At 58.0% G+C, this 21,191-nt stretch carries 23 protein-coding genes and 1 pseudogene; 6 read left to right on the top strand and 18 right to left on the bottom strand.

All coding sequences use genetic code 11. From position 1 onward, the window contains the following. Positions 1–188: 188 nt before the first annotated feature. The 5 genes from ACOYW1_RS08920 to ACOYW1_RS08900 form a co-directional block, all read right to left on the bottom strand. Positions 189–1,115: a methylenetetrahydrofolate reductase gene (locus ACOYW1_RS08920; protein ID WP_180141035.1), complete on the bottom strand. Its 927-nt coding sequence runs from the start codon at positions 1,113–1,115 to the stop codon at positions 189–191. Positions 1,116–1,192: 77 nt separating this feature from the next. Further along, complete coding sequence (locus ACOYW1_RS08915) at positions 1,193–1,591, bottom strand: 4Fe-4S dicluster domain-containing protein (RefSeq protein WP_482416673.1); 399 nt, start codon at positions 1,589–1,591, stop codon at positions 1,193–1,195. Between the two features lie 35 nt (positions 1,592–1,626). Next, positions 1,627–2,262: a hypothetical protein gene (locus tag ACOYW1_RS08910; RefSeq protein ID WP_482422514.1), complete on the bottom strand. Its 636-nt coding sequence runs from the start codon at positions 2,260–2,262 to the stop codon at positions 1,627–1,629. A gap of 138 nt (positions 2,263–2,400) precedes the next feature. Then, positions 2,401–3,072, bottom strand: coding sequence for a methylenetetrahydrofolate reductase C-terminal domain-containing protein (locus ACOYW1_RS08905; protein ID WP_180141029.1), 672 nt, complete (start codon positions 3,070–3,072; stop codon positions 2,401–2,403). A gap of 104 nt (positions 3,073–3,176) precedes the next feature. Then, complete coding sequence (locus tag ACOYW1_RS08900) at positions 3,177–3,599, bottom strand: cytochrome c3 family protein (RefSeq protein ID WP_482422513.1); 423 nt, start codon at positions 3,597–3,599, stop codon at positions 3,177–3,179. Positions 3,600–4,767: 1,168 nt separating this feature from the next. On the opposite strand from ACOYW1_RS08900, the gene ACOYW1_RS08895 reads away from it, so the two are divergent. From ACOYW1_RS08895 to ACOYW1_RS08870, 6 genes are all read left to right on the top strand, one after another. Then, positions 4,768–5,370: a penicillin-binding protein activator LpoB gene (locus ACOYW1_RS08895; protein ID WP_482416676.1), complete on the top strand. Its 603-nt coding sequence runs from the start codon at positions 4,768–4,770 to the stop codon at positions 5,368–5,370. Positions 5,371–5,519: 149 nt separating this feature from the next. After that, positions 5,520–6,824 (top strand): COG3014 family protein, encoded by a 1,305-nt coding sequence (locus ACOYW1_RS08890; RefSeq protein ID WP_482422512.1) that lies wholly within the window; start codon positions 5,520–5,522, stop codon positions 6,822–6,824. A 215-nt stretch (positions 6,825–7,039) separates the two neighbouring features. Beyond that, a complete protein-coding gene (locus ACOYW1_RS08885; RefSeq protein WP_482422511.1) occupies positions 7,040–7,186 on the top strand; it encodes a hypothetical protein in 147 nt (48 codons plus the stop codon). Between the two features lie 65 nt (positions 7,187–7,251). After that, the gene (locus ACOYW1_RS08880) at positions 7,252–8,055 is read left to right on the top strand and encodes a hypothetical protein (protein WP_482422510.1); all 804 of its coding nucleotides are present in this window, start codon (positions 7,252–7,254) and stop codon (positions 8,053–8,055) included. Continuing rightward, positions 8,045–8,167, top strand: coding sequence for a hypothetical protein (locus ACOYW1_RS08875; protein ID WP_482422509.1), 123 nt, complete (start codon positions 8,045–8,047; stop codon positions 8,165–8,167). The genes ACOYW1_RS08880 and ACOYW1_RS08875 overlap by 11 nt, the downstream gene beginning before the upstream one ends. 19 nt (positions 8,168–8,186) lie before the next feature. After that, positions 8,187–8,609 carry a DUF3783 domain-containing protein gene (locus ACOYW1_RS08870; RefSeq protein ID WP_482422508.1) on the top strand — a complete coding sequence of 141 codons (423 nt, stop codon included), beginning with the start codon at positions 8,187–8,189 and terminating at the stop codon, positions 8,607–8,609. A 79-nt stretch (positions 8,610–8,688) separates the two neighbouring features. Here ACOYW1_RS08870 and ACOYW1_RS08865 read toward each other — a convergent pair whose 3' ends face one another. The 13 genes and pseudogenes from ACOYW1_RS08865 to ACOYW1_RS08805 form a co-directional block, all read right to left on the bottom strand. Further along, on the bottom strand, positions 8,689–9,246 hold the full coding sequence (locus ACOYW1_RS08865; protein ID WP_482422507.1) for a GNAT family N-acetyltransferase: 558 nt from the start codon (positions 9,244–9,246) through the stop codon (positions 8,689–8,691). A 75-nt stretch (positions 9,247–9,321) separates the two neighbouring features. Further along, positions 9,322–10,140 carry an SDR family oxidoreductase gene (locus ACOYW1_RS08860; protein ID WP_482422506.1) on the bottom strand — a complete coding sequence of 273 codons (819 nt, stop codon included), beginning with the start codon at positions 10,138–10,140 and terminating at the stop codon, positions 9,322–9,324. Between the two features lie 189 nt (positions 10,141–10,329). Then, a complete protein-coding gene (locus ACOYW1_RS08855) occupies positions 10,330–11,415 on the bottom strand; it encodes a sensor histidine kinase (RefSeq protein WP_482422505.1) in 1,086 nt (361 codons plus the stop codon). A 139-nt stretch (positions 11,416–11,554) separates the two neighbouring features. After that, positions 11,555–11,983 carry a S16 family serine protease gene (locus tag ACOYW1_RS08850; protein ID WP_482422504.1) on the bottom strand — a complete coding sequence of 143 codons (429 nt, stop codon included), beginning with the start codon at positions 11,981–11,983 and terminating at the stop codon, positions 11,555–11,557. Beyond that, positions 11,934–12,800, bottom strand: coding sequence for an AAA family ATPase (locus ACOYW1_RS08845; RefSeq protein ID WP_482422503.1), 867 nt, complete (start codon positions 12,798–12,800; stop codon positions 11,934–11,936). The genes ACOYW1_RS08850 and ACOYW1_RS08845 overlap by 50 nt, the downstream gene beginning before the upstream one ends. Positions 12,801–13,282: 482 nt before the next feature. After that, positions 13,283–13,861: pseudogene (locus tag ACOYW1_RS08840) on the bottom strand (LON peptidase substrate-binding domain-containing protein); the annotation flags it as partial. A gap of 455 nt (positions 13,862–14,316) precedes the next feature. Continuing rightward, on the bottom strand, positions 14,317–14,610 hold the full coding sequence (locus tag ACOYW1_RS08835) for an ATP-binding cassette domain-containing protein (protein ID WP_482422502.1): 294 nt from the start codon (positions 14,608–14,610) through the stop codon (positions 14,317–14,319). Continuing rightward, a complete protein-coding gene (locus tag ACOYW1_RS08830; RefSeq protein WP_482422501.1) occupies positions 14,561–15,118 on the bottom strand; it encodes an ATP-binding cassette domain-containing protein in 558 nt (185 codons plus the stop codon). Before ACOYW1_RS08830 ends, ACOYW1_RS08835 begins: the two co-directional genes overlap by 50 nt. Then, complete coding sequence (locus tag ACOYW1_RS08825; RefSeq protein ID WP_180141008.1) at positions 15,105–16,127, bottom strand: ABC transporter permease subunit; 1,023 nt, start codon at positions 16,125–16,127, stop codon at positions 15,105–15,107. The genes ACOYW1_RS08830 and ACOYW1_RS08825 overlap by 14 nt, the downstream gene beginning before the upstream one ends. A gap of 147 nt (positions 16,128–16,274) precedes the next feature. Beyond that, a complete protein-coding gene (locus tag ACOYW1_RS08820; RefSeq protein WP_482416686.1) occupies positions 16,275–17,060 on the bottom strand; it encodes an amino acid ABC transporter substrate-binding protein in 786 nt (261 codons plus the stop codon). A 346-nt stretch (positions 17,061–17,406) separates the two neighbouring features. Then, the gene (locus tag ACOYW1_RS08815; RefSeq protein ID WP_482422500.1) at positions 17,407–18,960 is read right to left on the bottom strand and encodes a long-chain-fatty-acid--CoA ligase; all 1,554 of its coding nucleotides are present in this window, start codon (positions 18,958–18,960) and stop codon (positions 17,407–17,409) included. A gap of 18 nt (positions 18,961–18,978) precedes the next feature. Then, the gene (locus tag ACOYW1_RS08810; RefSeq protein WP_482422499.1) at positions 18,979–19,101 is read right to left on the bottom strand and encodes a hypothetical protein; all 123 of its coding nucleotides are present in this window, start codon (positions 19,099–19,101) and stop codon (positions 18,979–18,981) included. A gap of 212 nt (positions 19,102–19,313) precedes the next feature. Further along, positions 19,314–21,023, bottom strand: coding sequence for a long-chain-fatty-acid--CoA ligase (locus ACOYW1_RS08805; protein WP_482422498.1), 1,710 nt, complete (start codon positions 21,021–21,023; stop codon positions 19,314–19,316). Positions 21,024–21,191 lie beyond the last annotated feature (168 nt).

The following is a 21,191-nucleotide window of genomic DNA, read 5'->3' as shown; positions in this document are numbered from 1 at the left end:
CCTGCGAAACCAGCATGAGGTTTCGCTTCTTCTCCTCAATGGCCCGTATGGTTCCATCTCGTTTGTCCGGATACACAGTGAGTCGGCTCCATCAAAAAAAAGGCCGCGTACAACGGTCTTCCTATTGCATCGCGGCCTTATCATTTATTCCGGTGGTTGTCTGGACACTCACATCATGCACACACCCGCTACTCGACGACAGGCCTGGGAAGCACACCGGCGCGTTCGGCAATCTCCGGCACCCTGTGTTCCCACTCAATGGCCATGAGGTGCACGCCATCCACGCCCTTCATCTCCTTGAACTCCTCGATCTGTTCGCAGGCAATCTTGATGCCCTCTTCGGCCACCTTGCCCTTGCCCGCACCCTGGAGCCGCTTGATGAGCTCGTCGGGGACCTCAATGCCGGGCACCTTGTTCTTCATGTATTTGGCCATACCCACGCTCTTCATGGGGGTAATACCGGCCAGGATGTGTACCTTTTCGGTGAGGCCCATGTCCACGGCCTGCTTCACCCACTCCCGCATCTTGTCCATGTTGTAGACACACTGGGTCTGGACAAAGTCGACCCCGGCCTCCACCTTCTTGGCCAAGCGGTGGACCCGCCACTCAAAGGGGTCGGCAAAGGGGTTGGCCGCGGCGCCGATGAACATCTTCGGGGGCACGTCGATCTCCTCGCCGGAGAGGAAGGTGCCTTCATCGCGCATGGTCTTCACCGTGTTGATGAGCTGGATGGAATCGATATCAAAGACCCCCTTGGCGTTGGGGTGGTCCCCGAACATCTGGTGGTCGCCGGTGAGGCAGAGCATGTTACGGATTCCCATGGCCGACGCCCCTAAGACATCGGCCTGGATGGCCAGGCGGTTACGGTCGCGGCAGACCATCTGGTAGTTGGGTTCCAGACCCATCTCGTTGACCAGCAGCGCGGCGGCCCAGCTGGACATACGCACCATGGCGGTCTGGTTGTCGGTGATGTTCACAGAATCCACATGGCCGACCAGGTGCTGGGCTTTCTCCTTGACATGCTCGACATTGGAACCGCGTGGGGGACCCAGCTCGCCGGTGAATGCAAAGTGTCCTGCTGCGAGAATTTTTTCAAGATTGCTTCCTGATTTCATATCGGCACATTCCTTCGCTGTGTGTTACGTTTCCATGGCCTCGCACAAGAATAGATCAAGCCATATCGACGTGTCTGTTAACCCGCGTGTTTCTGCTCTTTCTCAAAATCTGGAAAGACGCCCTGCTCGCGACAGATGGTGCGGGCAAAGGCGAGCATTTCCGGGATGTCGATGCCGAAGGGACAGTAGCAGCGCGTGCAGAGCACACACCGTTCCCACACCACATCGCGGATATCCTGCAGGGTAGCCCGGTCCACCATCCCCTTTTTCTTGTACAGCACCCCGATGGAGTTGATGAACTTGTAGGAGGGCATGTAGGTGGGGTCTTTGTCCCTGGCGTTGAAGAGAAAGCAGCTCTCGGCGCAGAGGGTGCAATGGGCACAAGCGGCCAGGGAAAGCTTCATCTTCGCCTTTCTGCTGTCGAGCCGTTTCTTGATCAGGTCGGTATCGACCCCGGCTGTGTTTTTTTTGAACATGTCGACTCTCCGTATGGAAGGGAGCCCTGTGGGGGCTACCAGTTTCTGTTGCCACTGCCCAGTGCCCACTCACTCCTGACGGTGAAGCGCACCGCAAAGAAGTAGACCATGTGGACAAATTTCGTAAAGGGCGCCAGGATCAGCATGGCCTCACCGGCCAGGATATGCAAAACGATCATCAGCTTGTAATCGAGGACCTGGTGGTAGGCGAGAAACCCTGTAATGAAGGGTGCCGTGGCCAGAAGCAGCATCAGGTAATCGTACCCGCTGGTGATGATCCGCACCCGGGGCAGAAAGAGCCTGCGGTAGAGAAAAAAGGCGCCGCAGAGCAGGAAGACCACAGTGAGAATATCCGATGTTCTCTCGCTGAGGGAGAACAGGGAGAACCCGATGGCCCGCTCGATGAGGATGTTGTGCCCCAGAAGGGTCAACGGCACAGCCACAAGACAGAAGTGAAACACCGTGGTGACGATGATCATTCCCGGGCTCGTCTTAAAAATGGAGAGCTTCAGGGCATGGAAAAATCCCCCTGCCCCGGCAGGCGGCACCTCGGCCGCCAGGCCAGCCGGACGCTTCAGCTTCGGGTCCTCGACCGAGCGGGAGAGGGAGAGAAACCGAACCACCTGCCAGATGATGCCAGCGAAGAAGATCGCAATGGAAATCCAGACCATCGGACCCCTTATAAAATCATACATGAGAGCCCCACTTTCCTTTTCAATGGGTTGACGTCTGCGTGAAAAGGGACACCCTTTTCACCGGTGCCCGGAGCCGATGACACGCATCGGGTAAAGGCCCCGTGCAACAAGGCATCACTTGTAATAGCGTTTCTCGTATTTGGGCTGGACCACGGTGCGCTGCATCTGGTTCTGCCACTGCATCACCTGCTGGAGCTTCAGGATATCGTCCAGACGGTCCTGGGCCTTGAGCCGCTCATAGATGTCCAGCCATGCACAGGGAATCTCCTGGCTCACCTCGCACATGCCGTTGTTGGTGCCCCCGCAGGGCCCGTTGAACAGCCCCTTGGCGCATCGGGTCACCGGGCAGATACCGCCGGTGTAGGCCAGCACGCACTCACCGCAGGCCCGGCACTTCTCTTCGTACATTCCCAGGCTCCGGTCCACCCCGATGAACATGGTGTTGACCGCCGGGAACACCGGCTTGTCCGGGTAGCGCTCGGCCATGAGCTGCACCCCGGCCCCGCAGGCCATGGAGAGTATGCAGTCGTAGCCATCGGCGATGTCGTCGAGTTCCTGCATCAGATCCATGTTGCACTGACGTTCCACCGTGTAGTTGCCCAACTGTTTGGAGGTGCCGCTCTCCTTGAGCGTCAGCTCAAGCTCGGCATTGAGTTCGTAAACTTCCCGCTGCCCTCCGGCCAGACACACCGATACGCAACCGCCGCACCCCACGGTCAACACCTTGCCGTACGGGGATATGGCATCTGCGATCTCTTCCAACGGTTTTCTCTTGGCTTTAACCACGGTTCCCTCCCAATTATAAGTTGTCTCAACCCCACTTTCGGATGGGGCTGTCATCTGGCATAATCCACAGGCCAACGAATGACCCTTGCCGTCGGCATCGTCCGTTATTCAAGCGTTTTCGGCCTCACATGGCACTCACCGCACATGACCGGGCCGGCTTTTTCCGCCTCATGGCAGGAGATGCACTGGTTGTGATAGGCGTCCATGGGCCCAGTTTTCGCATCGTCGTTGTGGCAGGCGATGCAAGAGACAGCGCTGAGCTCTTCCCGGTTGATGCTGTCGAGTTCCATGGTCTCCTCGGGCTCCGTCTCCATGAGCAGGTCCTCATCGAGAACATTCTCCCCGTCCTGATAATCGTGATGGCAGGAGAGGCAGTCATCGGCCACATCGAAATGCATCTCATGGGGAAAGGAGACCGTGGGCCTTTGCTTGGTTGCCGCCTCCTGGGCCCCGGCAGACGACGCCACGGTAAACAGGGCCAGCACGGCGAGAATGAAAAGCGACGGTACGCAAGATCGTGTTCTCATTTTATCCATGGGATTGTCACACTCCTCGCAGGTATGGATGATCATAATGATGATGGGAGGAAGCACCCCTTCCAGCCATCACAACCAGGTGTCGTCAAAGGAAAAAACATAGAGAGAGAGAAAATGCACGGATCGTGTCCTGAATCGCAACGAGCGACGCCGGGCCCGCCATTCGCGTACACCGTTCAGCCTCAAGCACACCTATCAGACACGTGATACTTTCAATACGCAAATTGACTTCTGATGTCAAGTAACTATAAAACTCAACTTTTGATTTCTTCGTAGCCAATTCGGAAATGCCCTCAAAACAAGAAAGAATTTCATATTCATAACATAAACACCACGTAAGGAACACCTGAACCAATAGCTAAACATTTGTCTTCACGGTCCCTTTGCACGCCTCCCGTTCCAGGCGTGGCCCCGGGCCGCCGACCCCACGCAACAACGGGCAACCCCCTTAAGGCCTGGTGCGAAACGCCGCCCATTATAGACGTCTCCAAAAATTTTACAATCGGACAATTCGCCTCCCCTTTGCTCAACACACCGAGCAAAGGGTCACTCTTCCCCCTCCATCCTGTCGCTTTCAAAGCATATATCGACCAAGCTGTTCCACAGGGGAAATCCCCCCACGCGATGAAACGCCGTGTGATCTATATCACTCGAAATTCACACAACATTCACGTCACACGGACGACTTTCCGGGAAACCATTTTTCATGTTGACATCACTTGATTCCGCTTCCTATAATTTCTAAGTTTGCAGGCGGGGAAACCGCAAGATTGCAACGGAAAGTCCCCCTCGGTACAGAGTGAAAACCGATGGTTATCCGACACACGTCGTCGTCTTCCCCACGGCCTGCACCATGCGTCCCGGGACGTCCCCGGCGACTTGTTTTCATGCAACCGTAAAAAATCGTACCCCGGTCAGGACACCGGCGTGCCCCGAGATTCGAGACCGCCACACCTTGCGCAACCGGAGTTCAGGTGACCTGATCGAATGATTTTTTACGAAGCCGTCATGTCCGGCACAGAAAAAGGAGAGACCCGTGAACACCGCAACGGCAGGCACCTTGCCTCCTGCCCCTCAAAACAAGCCATGGGTTTGGTGTTGTCTCCCTCCTTTTCCGCGCCCCAACATCCAGACCCAAATTCAAGGAACCTTAAACATTATGAAAAAGAGCGCCCTTCTTGTTGCCTTTGCCCTGCTTGCCCTTACGACGGCATGCCAGACCATGTCCACCCAGCGGGTCGAGACCGACAGCGTCACGGATGTGGGGGACAAATGGAACGACACAGACTCCCGACTTGTTGCCGATGAAATGATCGACGATGTACTCTCCCGGCCCTGGCTCAACAAGTTCTACAAAGAGAACAACGGCGAGAACCCGGTGGTCATCATCGGTTCCGTAAAAAACAAAAGCCACGAACACATCAACGTCAAGACCTTTGTCCGCAACCTGGAGCGGGCCCTGCTCAACTCCGGTCAGGTGGAGTTCGTCGCGAGCCGCGGCGAGCGCGATGAAATTCGCGACGAGCGCCTGGACCAGGCCTCCCATGCTTCGGAAGAGACTGCCAAGTCTGCCGGTCAGGAGATCGGGGCGGATTTCATGCTCAAGGGGGAGCTCAACAGCATCGTCAACAAGGACGGGGGAAAATCGGTTCGTTTCTACCAGGTGGACATGACCCTTATCGACCTGGAGAAGAACAAAAAAGTGTGGATCGGGGAAAAGCAGATCAAAAAAGTGATCAAGCAGAGCCGTTTCAAGTTCTGATCTGCCTGCTGCTCCGACATTCCATTGACGACACGCCGCCCGACCCTCCAGTGGAGATCGGGCGGCCCTTCGCCTGGTCGGTCTACGGCCGTACCGGCTGCCCGTTCAGACGCTCCGTGTAATGCTCTCATGAGGAAGGTGTGACCCCCATGAAACGACTTGTTCTCCTTGTGGCGCTGCTCATCGCCACAACAGGCTGTGCCCCGAAATTCGACTACGCCAACCTTGACAGCCTTCTCAAGGCAGGTGACTGCGTCGCCTCCAAAGAGATGATCAAAACCAGGCAATCCGACTACGGCAGCCACGCTCAGCTGCTCTATCACCTCGACTGCGCCATGATCTACTATGAATGCGGCGACCTGAAAAATGCCGCCGCTGAGTTCAGTGAGGCCGATGAGATGGCCCAGGCCCTCTGGACCAAAAGCATAAGCGCAGGGGCCGCCTCCTACCTGGTCAACGACCTGGTCATCGACTACCCCGGCGAAGATTTTGAGCGAGCCCTCATCAACCTGATGGCCGCCTTCACCTACATCCGGGACGGCAACTACGAAAGTGCCCTTGTGGAGTGCCGAAAGCTAAACACCCTTTTGACGGAGTACAACGACCAGTACGAAAAGAAAAACGTCTACAAGGAGGACGCCCTGGGCCGCTACATCAGCGGTATCCTGAGCGAGATGGACGGCGAATACAGTGAAGCCTACATCTACTACTACGAGGCCCTCAGGGCCTACAAAGACTACAACACAGCCTACGGTACCCCCACTCCGCCCTCCCTGTACGCAGACCTGCTTCGCGTGGCGGTTCCCGCAGACCGGCTCAGTGAGGCCAAAAAGCTGACAAAGGGCTTCACCGGCACCACCCCCTCCTACCGGACTGCACGGAAAAAGGGGCGTGTCATCTATGTCCAACTCAACGGAAAGGCCCCGAAAAAGGTGGAGGACAAGATCACCCACATGGCCCCCACGGGCCCCATCTCCATTGCCTTTCCCCGGTATGTCACCTTTCCCAAGGGCTGCACGGACAGCAGCCTGACCCTGAAGGACGACAAGGGCAACACCCTGACATCACCGGCCACCGTGGCTGAAGACATCACCGCCATCGCCGTCAAGAACCTGGACGACAGAAAGACCCGTATCTGGACCAAAACCATTGCCCGCGCCGTGGCCAAACAGGTGGCCGTCCATGCCGCGGCCAAAGAGATCGAAAAAGAGCAGGGCGAGTTTGCCGGTATGCTGGCCCAGCTCGCCGGCCAGGTGGCTGCCAGCGCAACGGAAAAGGCCGACACCCGCTCCTGGCGCACGCTGCCCGGTCAGATCTTCCTGACCAGCCGGTTTGTGGAGCCCGGCGAATACAAGGCCTTTGCCGGCAACTGCTCCGTGGTCGACACCTACCTTGAGACCATCAACGTCAAGGCAGGAGAAACCGTTTTTGTTTTCAACCATACCATGCACTAACCGGCGCTCCGCCCGGGCCCCCGACGCCGGGGCTCCGGGCGAGCCATGATGCCGCTGACCATGCCCGGAGATTTCACGAGCCGAAAGCGCTGAATTACATGGTGCATTATGAACATATGTAAATGCGTCTCACTAACCAGCTGCAATGACATCTTACTTATTTTGGCCTGGTGGTTTTCTCATGAAATATCCGGGCAAGGGAGATACATGACCCCATGAAACAACTGATACCCCTGATACTCGCCGCCTCTCTGGCCCTTTCCGGTTGCGTGGCCTCCTCGCCCACCAAGGCCCGCAGCGGCAGCAGCGCCGACGCCCAACGCGAACGGGCCCGGCAAGCCTTCGACGAACTCGACGGATAAGGAGTTGTCCCCCGGCCCAGACCGCAACGTCCGCACCGGCCCCTGCGCCCCGGCCGACAAAACCGGTGGAGGCCGCCCCCGCCACCGCTCATGCGCCCCAGGTCTCCGAGGCCACCCACCTCATGGCCACAGGCTACGGCCAGTCCCGCCCCGAAGCCGTAAGGCGGGCCAAGGCAGAACTCTCCAACATCTTTGAATCCCGCATTGAAAGCGACATCTCCTCTGTGACCCGGTCTGTCACCGACTCCGGCACGGGGGACACCCTGTACAAAAACGTGCAGTCCAAAATCCGTGTGGCTTCGTCGGTTGAGCTGGAAGGTGTGGAGGTAGGCCCCGTCACCAAAGAGGGACGGGAATATGTGGCCGTGGCGGGCCTGGACAGGGCCCGTGCCGCAGAAAAATGGCAGCGGGACATCAACCGGCTCAACGCCCGCATCACCGTGGAAGAAAAAGCCGCAGCAGCAAGCCCCGGAAAGTTGATGCAGCTGAAACACCTCAACGAGGCCATGGACCTGTTCATCGAGCGGGAAGCCCTGGTGAGCCGCCTCCGGGTCATCAACCGGCCGGCTCACGGGGCCGGGCACAAAGAGTTTGAAGCCCTTGTCTCCCAACTCCAGGAGGTCAAGACAGACTTCCGGATCAACCTGGAGGTCAATGCCCCCAGCGGTCAGGACCTCACCTCCAAACTGGCCAGGAAGCTCACAGAGGCCGGGTACCTGGTATCAGCCAACGGGCGCAGCGGGGATGTCACCCTGCGCATTGCCCTGTCCCTGTCCCGGGTGGAGCTTAACAACCCCAACTTCAAATTCATGCGGGCGACGGCGGATGTCGCCATAATTTCAGTCCGTGACGGGCACCATGGTGGGTAACTTCAACGAAAACAAGCGTGAAGGCCACCTCACCTATCAGGAAGCCGGCGTCAAGGCCACTCGCAGCCTCGCCGGGGCCCTGTCAAAGAAAATCGTCGCCTATTTTAACTGACCCTCGAAAGGAGAACCCCATGACAGACGGCACCATGCGACCCATGGATATCGACGACACCCCGATTTACGGTCCCAAGGGCCTGCTGGTCTGCGGCCTTGATACCAAAGCGGCTGACGCCCTTGTGGCCCTTGTACGCACCCTTGGGTGGAGCGATGTCCCCGTTTCCTTTGCCGGACGAAAGGACCTGAAGACGTCTGTTGGATCCCTTTTTGAAGACCACCCGAACAATCGGGAAGACCTGGGCGGAGTGGCCGTGATCATGGCCGGCATCACAGGCAACCAGCTTCAGCAGCTGATGAAAAGCTGGCGGGAACATGCATTTCCGCGCCCCCTGTGGGCCACCCTCACGGAGACCAGCGAAACCTGGCCTTTGGGTACCCTGCTCAAGCATCTTGCCGAAGAGCAGCGGGAGATGGCCGAAGCGGCCCGCCGCGGCTGATCCCCAGGGACATTAGGACAAAAAAAACCGCTTCGATATCATCGAAGCGGTTTTTTTATGCGTTCATGTACAGGGGCCGTCACCCATGGGTGCCGCAGATGCCCGTGCGGGTCACCGGTTGCACCTTCAGGTCAAAGGCGACCCGATCCACGGAGGCGGTGAACAGATTGGATCCGTAGCAGTCAAAGCGCTTATCCGGGCGCATGCCCACCTTGGTGAGTACGGCCACCGAGGCCTTGTTCTCCGGCATGGCCGCCCCGAAGATCCGGGGCAGCTGCAACCCCTGAAAGCCGTAGGTCACAACCCGCATTGCCGCCTCAAAGGCAAGCCCTCGCCCCTGGGCCGACTGGACCAAGCCGTAGCGCAGGTCGATGAAGGGGGTCTCCGTCACATGCTCGAGGCCGCAGTATCCCACGGGCCCCTCCCCGTCCCTCTCCTCCAGCACAAAGGTCCCGAAACCGTGCTGGTCCCAGTGCTCGAGCCGCCGGTCCACATGGAGGTGAACCTGTTCCATGGGACAGGGGTAATCCACGGGAAGCCAGCGTGTCAGCTCCCCATCGCTCAAAAAACGCCGCATAAACCGCCGGTCCCGCTCCTCCATGGGGCGAAAGAGCAACCGAGAACTGATCAGATCCATACCCACCTTCGAGTCAAAGGTTCCGGGGACCCAAGGCCGACAACACGGCCCCGGGCCCCTCGGCTCGTCCGGGCTTCAGCAGAACATCCGCTCAAAGCCCCGTCTTTTCGTAAACACGGCCATGCCCCGGTGGAAAAGCTCGGGACTGAGCCGTTTCATCCACCACATGACCTTTCCGTCCCACTGGGGGATAACATAAAGCCTTTTTCTCCGCACGGCCTTTTCGATATCCCGGGCCACATCCTCTGCGGTATACCGGGTCTTGGCAAAAAAGCCCTCGGCCACCTTGCGCTGCTGGTCGTCCGTGGAGTGAAACCTCTCCATGAGATTCGTCTTGAAGAAGGTGGGAGCGGCCACGGTCACCCCGATGCCCTTGGACGCAAGCTCCGAATAGAGGGTCTCGGACAGGGAAATCACACCGGCCTTGGTGACGTTGTAACTGCTCATTTCGGGAAAGGAGACAATACCGGCGCTGGAGGCAACATTGACGATGTGCCCGCTTCCCTGGGCCTCCATGAGGGGAGTAAAACGACGGCATCCCCGAATCACCGCCTTCAGGTTCACATCCATGATCCACTCCCACCGGTCTTCGGGGATGGCATCCAGGGTCCCGGCGGCTCCCACACCGGCATTGTTGACGAGGACATCCAGGCCGCCCCAGCACTCCTCAACCGTTTGAGCCAGCTCTTTGAATGCCCCTTCCACGGTGACATCGCACTGCCGGGTCAGTGCTTCGCCGCCCCTTTCGTCAATCAGTCGCCCCGTCTCCTCCAGGGTTCGCGGATCCATATCCGCGATGCAGACCCGCCATCCTTTTCGCGCATAGACAAGGGCCAGCGCCCTTCCCAGCCCGGAGCCTCCTCCGGTGATCACGATTCGCTTCTTCTGAGACATCTCCGCTCCTTTACCGTGCGATTTATATTGAGAATAACCCATTAAAAATCAGAGAGAAATACTTCATCACAAAACGATCACTACCCGGACAAACCACACGGTCCAGCCATCCATAGGCTAAAGGCTAAAGGCTAAAGGCTAAAGACTAAGGGGATCATACACCATGCGCCTGAGGAATCAAGGCATTCGTCACGACGCGTCGCGACAGGGGAGAAAAAGGGAAAAGGTGGTGCCGGAATCCGGCGAAGAGGTAAAACTGACGGTACCCCCGAGGTATCGCTCGGCAAAGAGTTTCATGGAGTAGGTCCCCACCCCGCGGCCGCTGCCCTTGGTGGAAAAGGAGCGCTGAAAAATCCCGAGCTGCACCTCACGGGGAATATAGCCGGGGTTGGACACGGAAAAATAAACGGCATCACCCCATGGGGAGCAGCCGGCATCCACCCGTCCCCCTTCAGGGGTCGCTTCCAGGGCGTTCTTGAACATGTTGATGAGGATGCGCCGCAGAAGGACCGGGTCGGTCTCAACCACGGCATCCCGTGCCTGGGGAGAGAGAACCAGATTGCGGGAGTGGGTGGACTTGTTGCGGGTGTAGAGGCCCAGGCACTGCCTGAGGGTCTCCAGGGCGGAGACTGGCATGAGCTGGGGCTGAAGCTCTCCGGCTTCGGCCTCCAGGAGTTTTTTGTGGGAACGGATCTCATCCAGGAGCCACTGGGAGGCGTAAAACACCGTCTCCATCTCTTCGGTCTCCCCTCCGGGGCCGGAGTTCTCCATGAGCAACTCGGCCGTGCCGGAGATGGCCGCCGCCGTGTTGGAGATATCATGGAAAAAGGTGCGTTCCAGGCTTTTCCTCCGGTTCTCGTCGGAGATGTCCACGGCAGAAAAAACGGTAAACAGCTCCCCGTCCCGCCAGATGGGTGAGGTCCGGACCCGCAGCTCCAGCACCTCGCCCCCCTGGGCCGTGATGACGCACTCCATCACCGACGGCTGTTCGTTCTGGGACGCCAGGATCGACTTGACGGCACCGCAGACACTGCAAAACTCGGTGGTGCCGCAGCCAGCGCCCGAAGAGAGGGCGTTGACGCAGCCCAGGGCCTCCCCGGGCCGCTTTCCGTACACCTGTTCCGGCTCCGTAAGCCCCACGACCTCGACAAACCGTTGGTTGGCACAGACGATCTGCCGGCAGCGGTTGAGAACCAGAAACACCACGGGAAGGGCTTCGGACAATTCACGCATCTCGAAACTGGTGAAAAGCTCGCTCTGGGACCTGATCTCCAAAGGCCCCAGCCTCTCTGCAGAAGCAAATTGCGTCACCGCCTCATTCACCGGCCGCCCCTCCATTCTCGTGGTTAAGGAAAGCCATGCCGCCGGGACCCGGGGAAAAGCGCCTCACCCCGGGCCCCAGGGCACACCATACTTATGTTGCCCGGCCGAACACCACCTTGAAGACATCCCGGTAAGCCTTGGCAAAATGAAAGGTCATGCCAGAGCAGATGTAATCGGGCAGCTCGTCCACGTCCCGCCGGTTGTCGTCGGGCAGGACCAGCTCCCGGATCCCGATACGACGCGCGGCAATGACCTTTTCACGGATGCCCCCCACGGGAAGGACTTTTCCCGTAAGGGTGATCTCCCCTGTCATGGCCAGGGGGCGGTCGATCTTGCGTCCCGTGGCAAGGGAGATCAGTGCGGTGGTCATGGTGACACCGGCGCTGGGGCCGTCCTTGGGCGTGGCCCCTTCCGGCACATGGAGGTGCACAAAGGCCGTATCAAAATAGGCCTTGTCCACACCAAAGTTCTCAATGTGGGAGGAGACAAAGCTGTAGGCGAGTTCCGCCGACTCCCTCATGACATCCCCAAGCTGTCCGGTCTGTTTGAACCCCTTGGCGAGATCGTGGATCTTGGTCGTTGCCGCCGACGGCGGCCCCTCCATGGTACTCCGGCGAGGCCCATCCCGACGATACACCCAGTCCGGCTGGACTTTCTTTCCTGAAAATGGGGGGCCCCAGATACTCGGGGATGTCCTTGACCCCCACGGATATCGGCTTGTCCCCGTTTGACAGGAATCCCACCACTGCCTTGCGGACAATACGGTTCATCTGCTTTTCCAGGTTCCTGACCCCTGCCTCCCGGGCGTATCCGTCGGCAATGTTTCGAATAGCCGCATCGGTGATTTTCAGCTGTTTCTTAGGAATCCCGCTTCGCTCCATGAGGCGCGGCCAAAGGTGCTTGCGGGCGATCTCCACCTTTTCGGCGGTGATGTAGCCCGAGAGCCTTGTCATGTCCATGCGGTCCAAAAGGGGCTGGGGAATGGTGTCCAGCTGGTTGGCCGTGCAGATGAACAGCACCTTGGACAGATCCAGCCTCAGATCGAAGTAGTGGTCGAGGAACTCGCTGTTCTGCTCAGGATCCAGGGCCTCCAGAAGGGCCGAGGCCGGGTCCCCCTGGTAAGAGGCGCCCACCTTGTCGATCTCATCGAGCATGATCACCGGGTTGGAGACACCGGTCTCCTTGAGCGCATGCACGAATTTGCCCGGCAGGGCGCCGATGTAGGTCCGCCGGTGGCCCTTGATCTCGGCCTCGTCGCGCATGCCCCCGACGCTGAAGCGGTAAAATTTCCGTCCCAGGGCCTCTGCAATGGACTTGCCGATGGAGGTCTTGCCCACCCCGGACCCACCAGAAGCATGATGGAGCCCGAAACCTGTTTTTTGTAGACGCCCACGGCCAGAAACTCGATGATGCGATCCTTGACATCGCCGAGACCGGAGTGATCGCGGTCGAGGATTTTCCGCGCGGCCTTGATGTCCAGCTTGTCTTCGGAAGAGACCCCCCAGGGCACAGAGGTGATCCAGTCAAGGTAGTTGCGGCATACCGCATACTCCGGCGACCCTTTTTCAAGGACCTGCATCTTGTCGATTTCGCTCTCCACCCGCTCCAGCACGTGCTCCGGCGGGTCCAGCTTTTCCAGGCGCTCCCGGAACTGGTCGATGTCGGCCGTGCGATCGTCCTTGGCGATGCCCAGCTCCTCCTGAATCACCTTCAGCTGCTCCCGCAGGAAAAATTTGCGCTGATTCTCGTTGAGGCTCTTGTTCACCTCCTGGCTGATCTCACTCTGGAGCTTTAACGCCTCATGCTCTTTTTTCAAAAGGACCAGCACCTTTTTCATGCGGTCCATGAGGGACGTGGTCTCCAGGATATCCTGGATCTCCTTTCCCGGCGCCGTGGTGATGGACGCCCCGAAATCGGCCAGGGGGGGCCGCGTTGGGGCTGGAGCCGGATGGTGAAGACTTGACCTCCTCCCGTACAGGGGGTTCAGGGGGATGATCTCCCGGATGCCCTTGATCACCGCAACCGAGTAGGCCCGGAGTTTTTCCGTGTCCCCCTTGATCTCCACGGGGTACGTCACCCGGACATGGAACGGGGCCTCTTTGGATAAGAAGTCTTCAATGGCAAATCGCCGGACGCCCTGGGCCACCACCTGAAGTTTTTCTCCGTCGGCCATGACGTTGTGAATCTGCGCCACGCACCCCATGCGGAAAAAACTGTCGGGGCCCAAGACCTCTCCGGCATCGGGCCTTACCAGGACAAGCCCCACCAGCCCGTTGCTGTCGTTGATGGCTTTTTCAATGGTGGGCTGCCACTTTTCCTGATTGATGATAAGGGGCTGGGCCTGAAACGGCAGGAAGGGCCGTCCGGTCACCGGCAGGACCACCAGGTTGTCGGGCATGATCTGGTGAGGAATGGCAAGGCTGGAGGTCTGGTCATCCTCGTTCTCGGATACGACTTCAGGAGTAATAGGCTCATCGTTTTCCATGGTCAGGCTCCTTTCACGAATAAGCATCGGTTGTCTGCGTAAGGAAATGATGCAACGATTCAGCGGGACCGTAAAATGGATTGACGGGAGTCGGGCTTTCCTGAGATTTGCCATACCAAGTCTTATGGATCCCGTTTTTCTAATAAAAAAGTAGGCACTCTTGATTTCAACCAGATCGCTGCGTCTGCACAACCCTTTTGCATCTGTAAACTCGCAATGCGGGCATTTGAACTGCAAATAGACCCGGAACCCCTTCTGAAAAACGCCCTGCCTGTTTTTTCCGGGCTTCTCCGGCTGCCACAAAAAAACCCCGCCGCTTTAAAAAAAGCGACGGGGTTTTCAGTAAACGAAATATCTCTGCGAATGCTTTATAGAATGGAGTCCACAAAGCTCGCCACACGGGAGTGGGTCATGCAGGCCCCGAAAAACTCATCGGGAGGCGCCTCGGTGACAAACTGTCCTTTTTCCATGAAGATCACACGATCAGCGATCTCACGGGCAAAGCCCATCTGATGGGTAACGATGATCATGGTCATGCCTTCATCGGCCAGGCCCTTGATGGTGTTGAACACCTCCCCCACAAGCTCGGGGTCCAGGGCGCTGGTGGGTTCGTCAAAGAGCATGATCTTGGGCTTCATGGCCAGGGCGCGGGCAATGGCCACACGCTGCTTCTGCCCCCCGGAGAGGGTCGCCGGGTAGACCCCGGACTTCTCCGGACAGGCCCACCTTCTCCAGCATGTCCTCGGCCAGGATGTGTGCCTCTTCACGGCTCTTGCCCTGGACCGTTACGGGTCCCTCCATGATGTTTTCAAGGACAGTCATGTGGGGAAACAGGTGAAAATGCTGAAACACCATGCCGATCTCGGCCCTTAAGGCACAGATGTTCTTCTGGGTGTCCAGGACCCGTTTGCCCTTCTTCTCCACGTAGCCCACGGAGCGGCCCTCAAAGACAATATCCCCGTCGTCGATCTCTTCCAGAATATTCACCGACCGCAGCAGGGTGGACTTACCGGATCCCGACGGCCCGATGATCACCACCTTCTCCCCGGGCATGACGGACAGGTCCACGGCGTCCACGGCCGTTGTCTTTCCAAATCGCTTGGTGATCTTCGACAGGCTGATGATGGGGGCATCCGCCGGGGTCGGGTTTGATTGGTTATCTGTTTTCATAAGCTCCGACTCGTTTTTCAATTTTCTCGAAGGTCACCGTGAACACGGTGGTAAAAAGCAGGTAGATCATCGCCGCAATAATCAGGACGTTCACGTTGAAATAGGTATTGAACATCTGGTTTGCAGAGCGCATCAGCTCCACCATGGCGATGGTGGAGACCAGGGCGGTGTCCTTGATCAGGGCGATGAATTCGTTGCCCACAGGGGGCATGAGGCGCTTGTAGGTCTGGGGAACGATGACCCGCCGCATGGCCTGGGTATAGGTCATGCCGATGGCCTTGGCTGCCTCCATCTGGCCGCCGTCGATGCTTTCGATGCCCGCGCGGATAATCTCGGCCAGGTAGGCTGAGTAGTTGACCCCCAGGCCGATGATGGCCGAGGTGGTCGGGGAGAGCGTTATCCCCAGGGACGGCAGCCCGTAGTAGATGAAAAAGAGCTGGAGGAGAAGCGGTGTTCCCCGGAAAAACCAGATGATAAACCAGCAGACCCACCGAATGGGCGGCACGCCGCTGATGCGTCCCAGGGCGATGAGAAGCCCTCCCAAAGGCGAAATAACCATGGTGATGAGCACAAGGAACAGGGTGATGCCCGCCCCCTGGATCAGGGACGGCAGAAACATCCTCATGTCGTCGATGAAAAGAACCCACTTGGGCTTTTTGGCCTTGGCAAGGGAGGCCAGCATGTTGGTGGCTTCCACGTGATCAGGGAAAAGGGCCAGCACCTCCTTGCAGGATGCCTCCGCATCATCCGCCATGCCGAGGGCATGGTAGAGTTGAGCCTTCTGGATGCGGCTCTTGACAAAATCCCCGGCGTTGTCGGGGCCCTCCGGGGCCGGGATTCGATCCAGCACCTCCAGGGCAGTCTGGTAGTCACCGGAGGCAATGAGGTTGCTTGCCTCCCTGAACACCTTGTCCGGGTTGATGTCGCCTGCGGCAAGGGCCGCAGTCGGCAGGGCCAGCAGAACCAGCCATATGAAAAGCAGAAAGCCTCTGCGTATCGTGGGTTTCATGGATATGTCTCGCCTTCGTTGGACGGCTGTAACGTGGAAAAACGGCATCAATCTACACAGAGCCCCCATGGTGGTGCCGTTCCCACCAAACAGGAGAGGACGGCATCGCCGCCCTCTCCCCGGAATCTGACTATGGTCGGGTATCCACTACCACTTGGTGGGGTCGGTGATGTCCTCGCCAAACCATTTTTCGGAAATCTTGGCCATGGTGCCGTCGGCGACCATTTCGTCGAGGGTTTTCTGGACAGCAGCGCGAAGGGCATTGTCCTCTTTACGGAAGGCTACGCCAAAGGGCTCTTTGCTGATAAAACCGGGAAGGGTCTTGAAGGAACCTACCTGCTTGGCGATGGCGTCGCGACCGGTGACGTTGTCGATGACAACGGCGTCAAGACGACCGGCTTTGAGGTCCAGCAGGGCCTTGGGGTTGTCTTCGTACTCGTTGATGGCCTTGGGGGCGTTGGGAAGCTTCTTGGCTGCGGTAACGGCAGGGGAACCTTCCTGGCAGCCGACGATCATGCCGCCGAGGTCTTTGTAATCGGTAAAGCGTTTTTCAGTGAAACGAACCACCACAACCTGGCCGTCGAGGATGTAAGGCTTGGTAAAGTTGACCCGGGCGACACGCTCCTTGGTGATGGTCATGCCGTTCCAGATGCAGTCGAACTTGCCTGCATACAGGGAGTTGATCACACCTTTCCATGCTGTGGGCTGCAGAGCCAGCTCGATGCCGAGACGCTTGCAGACCTCGTTGGCGGCGTCGATGTCAAACCCGACAATGGTGCCGTCGGCAATTTTGTATCCCATGGGAGGGAACGAGTCATCCAGGCCGAGCACAAGCTTGCCTTCTTTCTTGACACGATCCAGGGATCCGTCTCCTGCAAAGGCCATGGTCGACATGGCAAACAGACAAATCAGGAAAACAACCGCTCTCTTCATAACATTCTCCTTAAGGTGTAGTGGTTTAATCTGAAACGTATGGGAAATATACGATCAGGCCTTATTTTGCAAGGTATTTTCGTTTTCGGGCCTTCTCGAATCCCTTAATTTTCAAAACAAAAAAGTCATTTTACACCCTGTATTCAGATGCGTTGAAAGCCTTAAAAGAACAAAAAAGGGAGGCGTTTTCACGCCCCCCTTGCCTACCATTTCACCGGGCGACTACTGCGCCCCGCCAAAGGCGCGCAGCCAGCCAACCGCCTCCGCAGACATGGCACCGTACACAACAGACCGGTTTCACGCCCCATCCGCACAGACAGGCCCCCTGAGGTGCATCCGTTAACGTTCAGAATCCGTTTTCTTGGCCATCTCTTCGTCTCTCAGGTCCTTGCGCAGGATTTTTCCCACCGTGGACTTGGGCAGGTCCGATCGAAAGGCAACGGCCACGGGCCACTCTGCACGGCTTGCCCGCGCAGTAGTCGATGAGTTCCTTTTCCGTTGCGGTCTCACCCTCTTTAAGGACAACAAAGGCCTTGGCCGCCTCCCCCCGATGGGCATGGGGAATGCCGATGGTACACGCCTCCTGAACCTTGGGGTTCTCGTAGAGCACCTCGTCGATGTCCCTGGGGTAGACATTGTAGCCCCCGGAGATGATCATGTCCTTTTTGCGGTCCACAATGTAGAAATAGCCGTCTTCGTCCATCCTGGCGATATCTCCGGTGTGGAGCCAGCCGTCACACAGGGTCTCGGCGGTGGCATCCGGACGGTTCAGGTAGCCCTTCATCACCTGGGGACCACGGACGACAAGCTCTCCTATCTCTCCCTGGGGCACCTCGGTTACCCCGTCGGCAATGTCCACGATACGGGCTTCGGTGTTGCTGATGGGCACCCCGATGCTGCCCACTTTCCGGGGACCTCCGTGGAAGGGGTTGACGTGGGTCACCGGCGAGGATTCGGTCATGCCGAAGCCTTCGGCGATCACGGAGCCTGATCGCTTCTCAAACTCGCGGATCACCTCCACGGGCAGGGGCGCGCTGCCGGAAAAACAGCCTTTAAGGCAGGAGAGATCGGTCTTCTCAATGGCGGGGTCATGGACCATGCTGATGTACATGGTGGGCACCAGGGGCGCAAAGGTGGGGCGATACTTCTGAATCGCCTCCAAAAGCTGGGGGCCCTGGGGCTTGGGCACAAGAACAATGCCCCATCCCATGGAGACCGGCAGGTTCATGGCCGTGGTGAGGCCGAAGATATGGAAAAACGGAAGGGCCCCCACAAAGCTCTCTTCCCCCTCTTTCAGCCCCGGGAACCATGCCGTGGCCTGCTGGGCCTGACAGCTCAGGTTCCGGTGGGTAAGCATCACCCCCTTGGAGACACCGGTGGTCCCCCCGGTATACTGGTACATGGCCACATCGTCCCAGTCCAGCTCTGCGCGGAAGTCGGACGGCGCGTGGGAGGCGACCATCTCCTTCCATTTGTAGAGATCAGGTGCCGGGGCAACGGAAGCGGCCATTTTTTTGCGCTTGCCCACCAGGGGAAAAAGCAGGTTTTTCGGGAAGGGGAGGTAATCGCCGATGGAGGTGTAGATGATTTTTTTGATGCCTGTCTTGCTTCGCAGAGCCACCATGCGGTCCGCGAGCAGATCCAGGGTGATGAGCAGCATGGCACCGGAATCGTTAAACTGATGGCTCAGCTCCCGATCGGTATACAGGGGGTTGTTCATGACGGCCACGGCCCCCATGCGCATGATGGCGTAATAGGCCACCACGCAGGGAATCATGTTGGGCAGGAGGATGGCAACGCTGTCCCCTTTCTTGACCCCCATGGCCTGAAAGCAGGCCACCATGGAGCGTACCATGCGGTCCAGCTCCCGGTACGAGACCTTGTACCCCTGAAAGTTCAATGCGGTGTTTTCAGGGAATCACTGGACCGAACGGTCCAGGAAGTCCGAAATAAAAAGCTTTTCAAAATCAAGAAACTCCGGAACCCCTGCTTCGTAGCTGCTCAGCCACGGCTTGCTCTGGTAAGTCACTTTGTCGGTCACGCGTCTGTCCTCCATCTGATTTTCATACTGGCGTTGAAACTCATTTCTCAGAGTGTATGAATTAAGGGAGTGACGATGCGCTGTCAACAGGATTCGAACCTGGCGGTTCACATTATCAAGTTATTTTTATTAAACATCTTTTACGCGCATTAACAACCGATTAAACAAGGCATTTTCTTCGTCGCGGCCATGGGTTCGCCCCTCGGCAAAGATCAATTTCCCCCGGCTGATGGTGCCTGGCCCATAACCTCCTGGCGAAGGTCTTTTCGCAGGATTTTCCCCACCGTGGACCTGGGGAGTTCGTCACGAAATTCCACGGCCACGGGCCACTTGTACTTGGCCAGCTTGCCGCTGCAAAAATCGATCAACTCCTGTTCGGTGGCAGTCTCCCCCTCTTTGAGCACCACAAAGGCCTTCACGGCCTCTCCCCGGTGGGCGTGGGGAACCCCGATGGAGCAGGCGTCCTGGACCTTGGGGTGTTCGTAGAGAACCTCGTCGATATCCCGGGGGTAGACATTGTAGCCGCCGGAGATGATCATGTCTTTCTTGCGGTCCACGATGGAGAAGTAGCCGTCCTCGTCCATCCTGGCGATGTCGCCTGTGTGGAGCCAGTCTCCTGCCAGCGCCTCGGCGGTGGCCTCAGGGTTGTTCAGGTACCCTTTCATCACCTGGGGCCCCCGGATGACAAGTTCTCCAACCTGCCCCACCGGTACGTCGGTCACTCCGTCGGCAAGGTCCACGATACGGGCGTCGGTGTTGCTGATGGGAATCCCGATGCTGCCGGCTTTGCGTGGCCCGCCGTCAAAGGGATTGATATGGGTCACCGGGCTGGACTCGGTCATGCCGAAGCCTTCGGCGATGACAGCCCCTGAGCGCATTTCAAACTCACGGATCACCTCCACGGGAAGGGGGGCACTGCCGGAGAAAAGGCCCTTGATGCAGGAAAGATCGGTCTTCTCAATGGCCGGATCATGCATCATGCTGATGTACATGGTGGGAACCAGAGGGGAAAAGGTGGGACGAAACTTTCGAATGGCTTCGAGGAGCTGGGCTCCCTGGGGCTTGGGAACCAGAACAATACCCGCTCCCATGGCCACGGGAAAGTTCAGGGCGGTGGTCAACCCGAAGATATGGAACAGGGGAAGCCCGCCGATAAAGACCTCTTCCCCGTGGGTCAGCCCGCGAAACCATGAGGTGAGCTGCTGTACCTGATAACTCAGGTTCCGGTGGGTCAGCATGACTCCTTTGGAAACACCGGTGGTGCCTCCGGTGTACTGGTACATGGCCACGTCGTCCAGATGGAGTTCTTCACGGAAATCAGACGGTGCATGGGTGGCCAGCACCTCTTTCCACCGGTACACATCCGGGGCCGGGGCAACGGAGGCAGCCATCTTCTTTCGCTTGCCCACCAGGGGAAAGAGAATATTTTTGGGAAACGGCAGGTAGTCGCCAATGGAGGTGTAGATGATCTTTTTGATGCCGGTGTGCTCCCGCAGGGAGACCATGCGGTCGGCCAGCAGGTCCAGGGTGATGAGGAGCACGGCCCCGGAATCGTTGAACTGATGGGTCAGCTCCCGATCCGTGTACAACGGGTTGTTCATGACGGCCACGGCCCCCAGGCGCATGATGGCATAATAGGCCACCACACAGGGGATCACGTTGGGCAGAAGAATCGCCACGCTGTCCCCTTTTTTAACCCCCATGCCCCGGAGGCAGGCCACCATGGACCGCACCATGGTGTCGAGTTCACGGTACGAGACCTTGAATCCCTGGAAGATCAACGCGGTGTTGTCCGGAAACCTTCGCACCGAGCGTTCCAGAAAGTCAGCAATAAAGATATCTTCAAAATCAATGAATTCGGGAACGCCTGTCTCGTAGCTGCTCAACCACGGTTTGCCCTGGTAAGTCACCTTGCTGGTCACGCCCTGTCCTCCACTCTTCTCACTTGGGGTTAAAATCATCATCGCAAGGCGTATGAATTAAGGGAGTGGCGAAGCGCTGTCAACAGGATTCGATCTGTGGATTCACATTATCAAGTTATTTTTATTAAACATTTTTCACGACCCCTAACGCTCCATGAAACCTGATGG

Source organism: Desulfoluna sp. CYM3A, assembly GCF_056829965.1.
The sequence above is the reverse complement of the archived record's forward strand: the minus strand, read 5'-3'. Positions and strand labels throughout refer to the sequence as shown.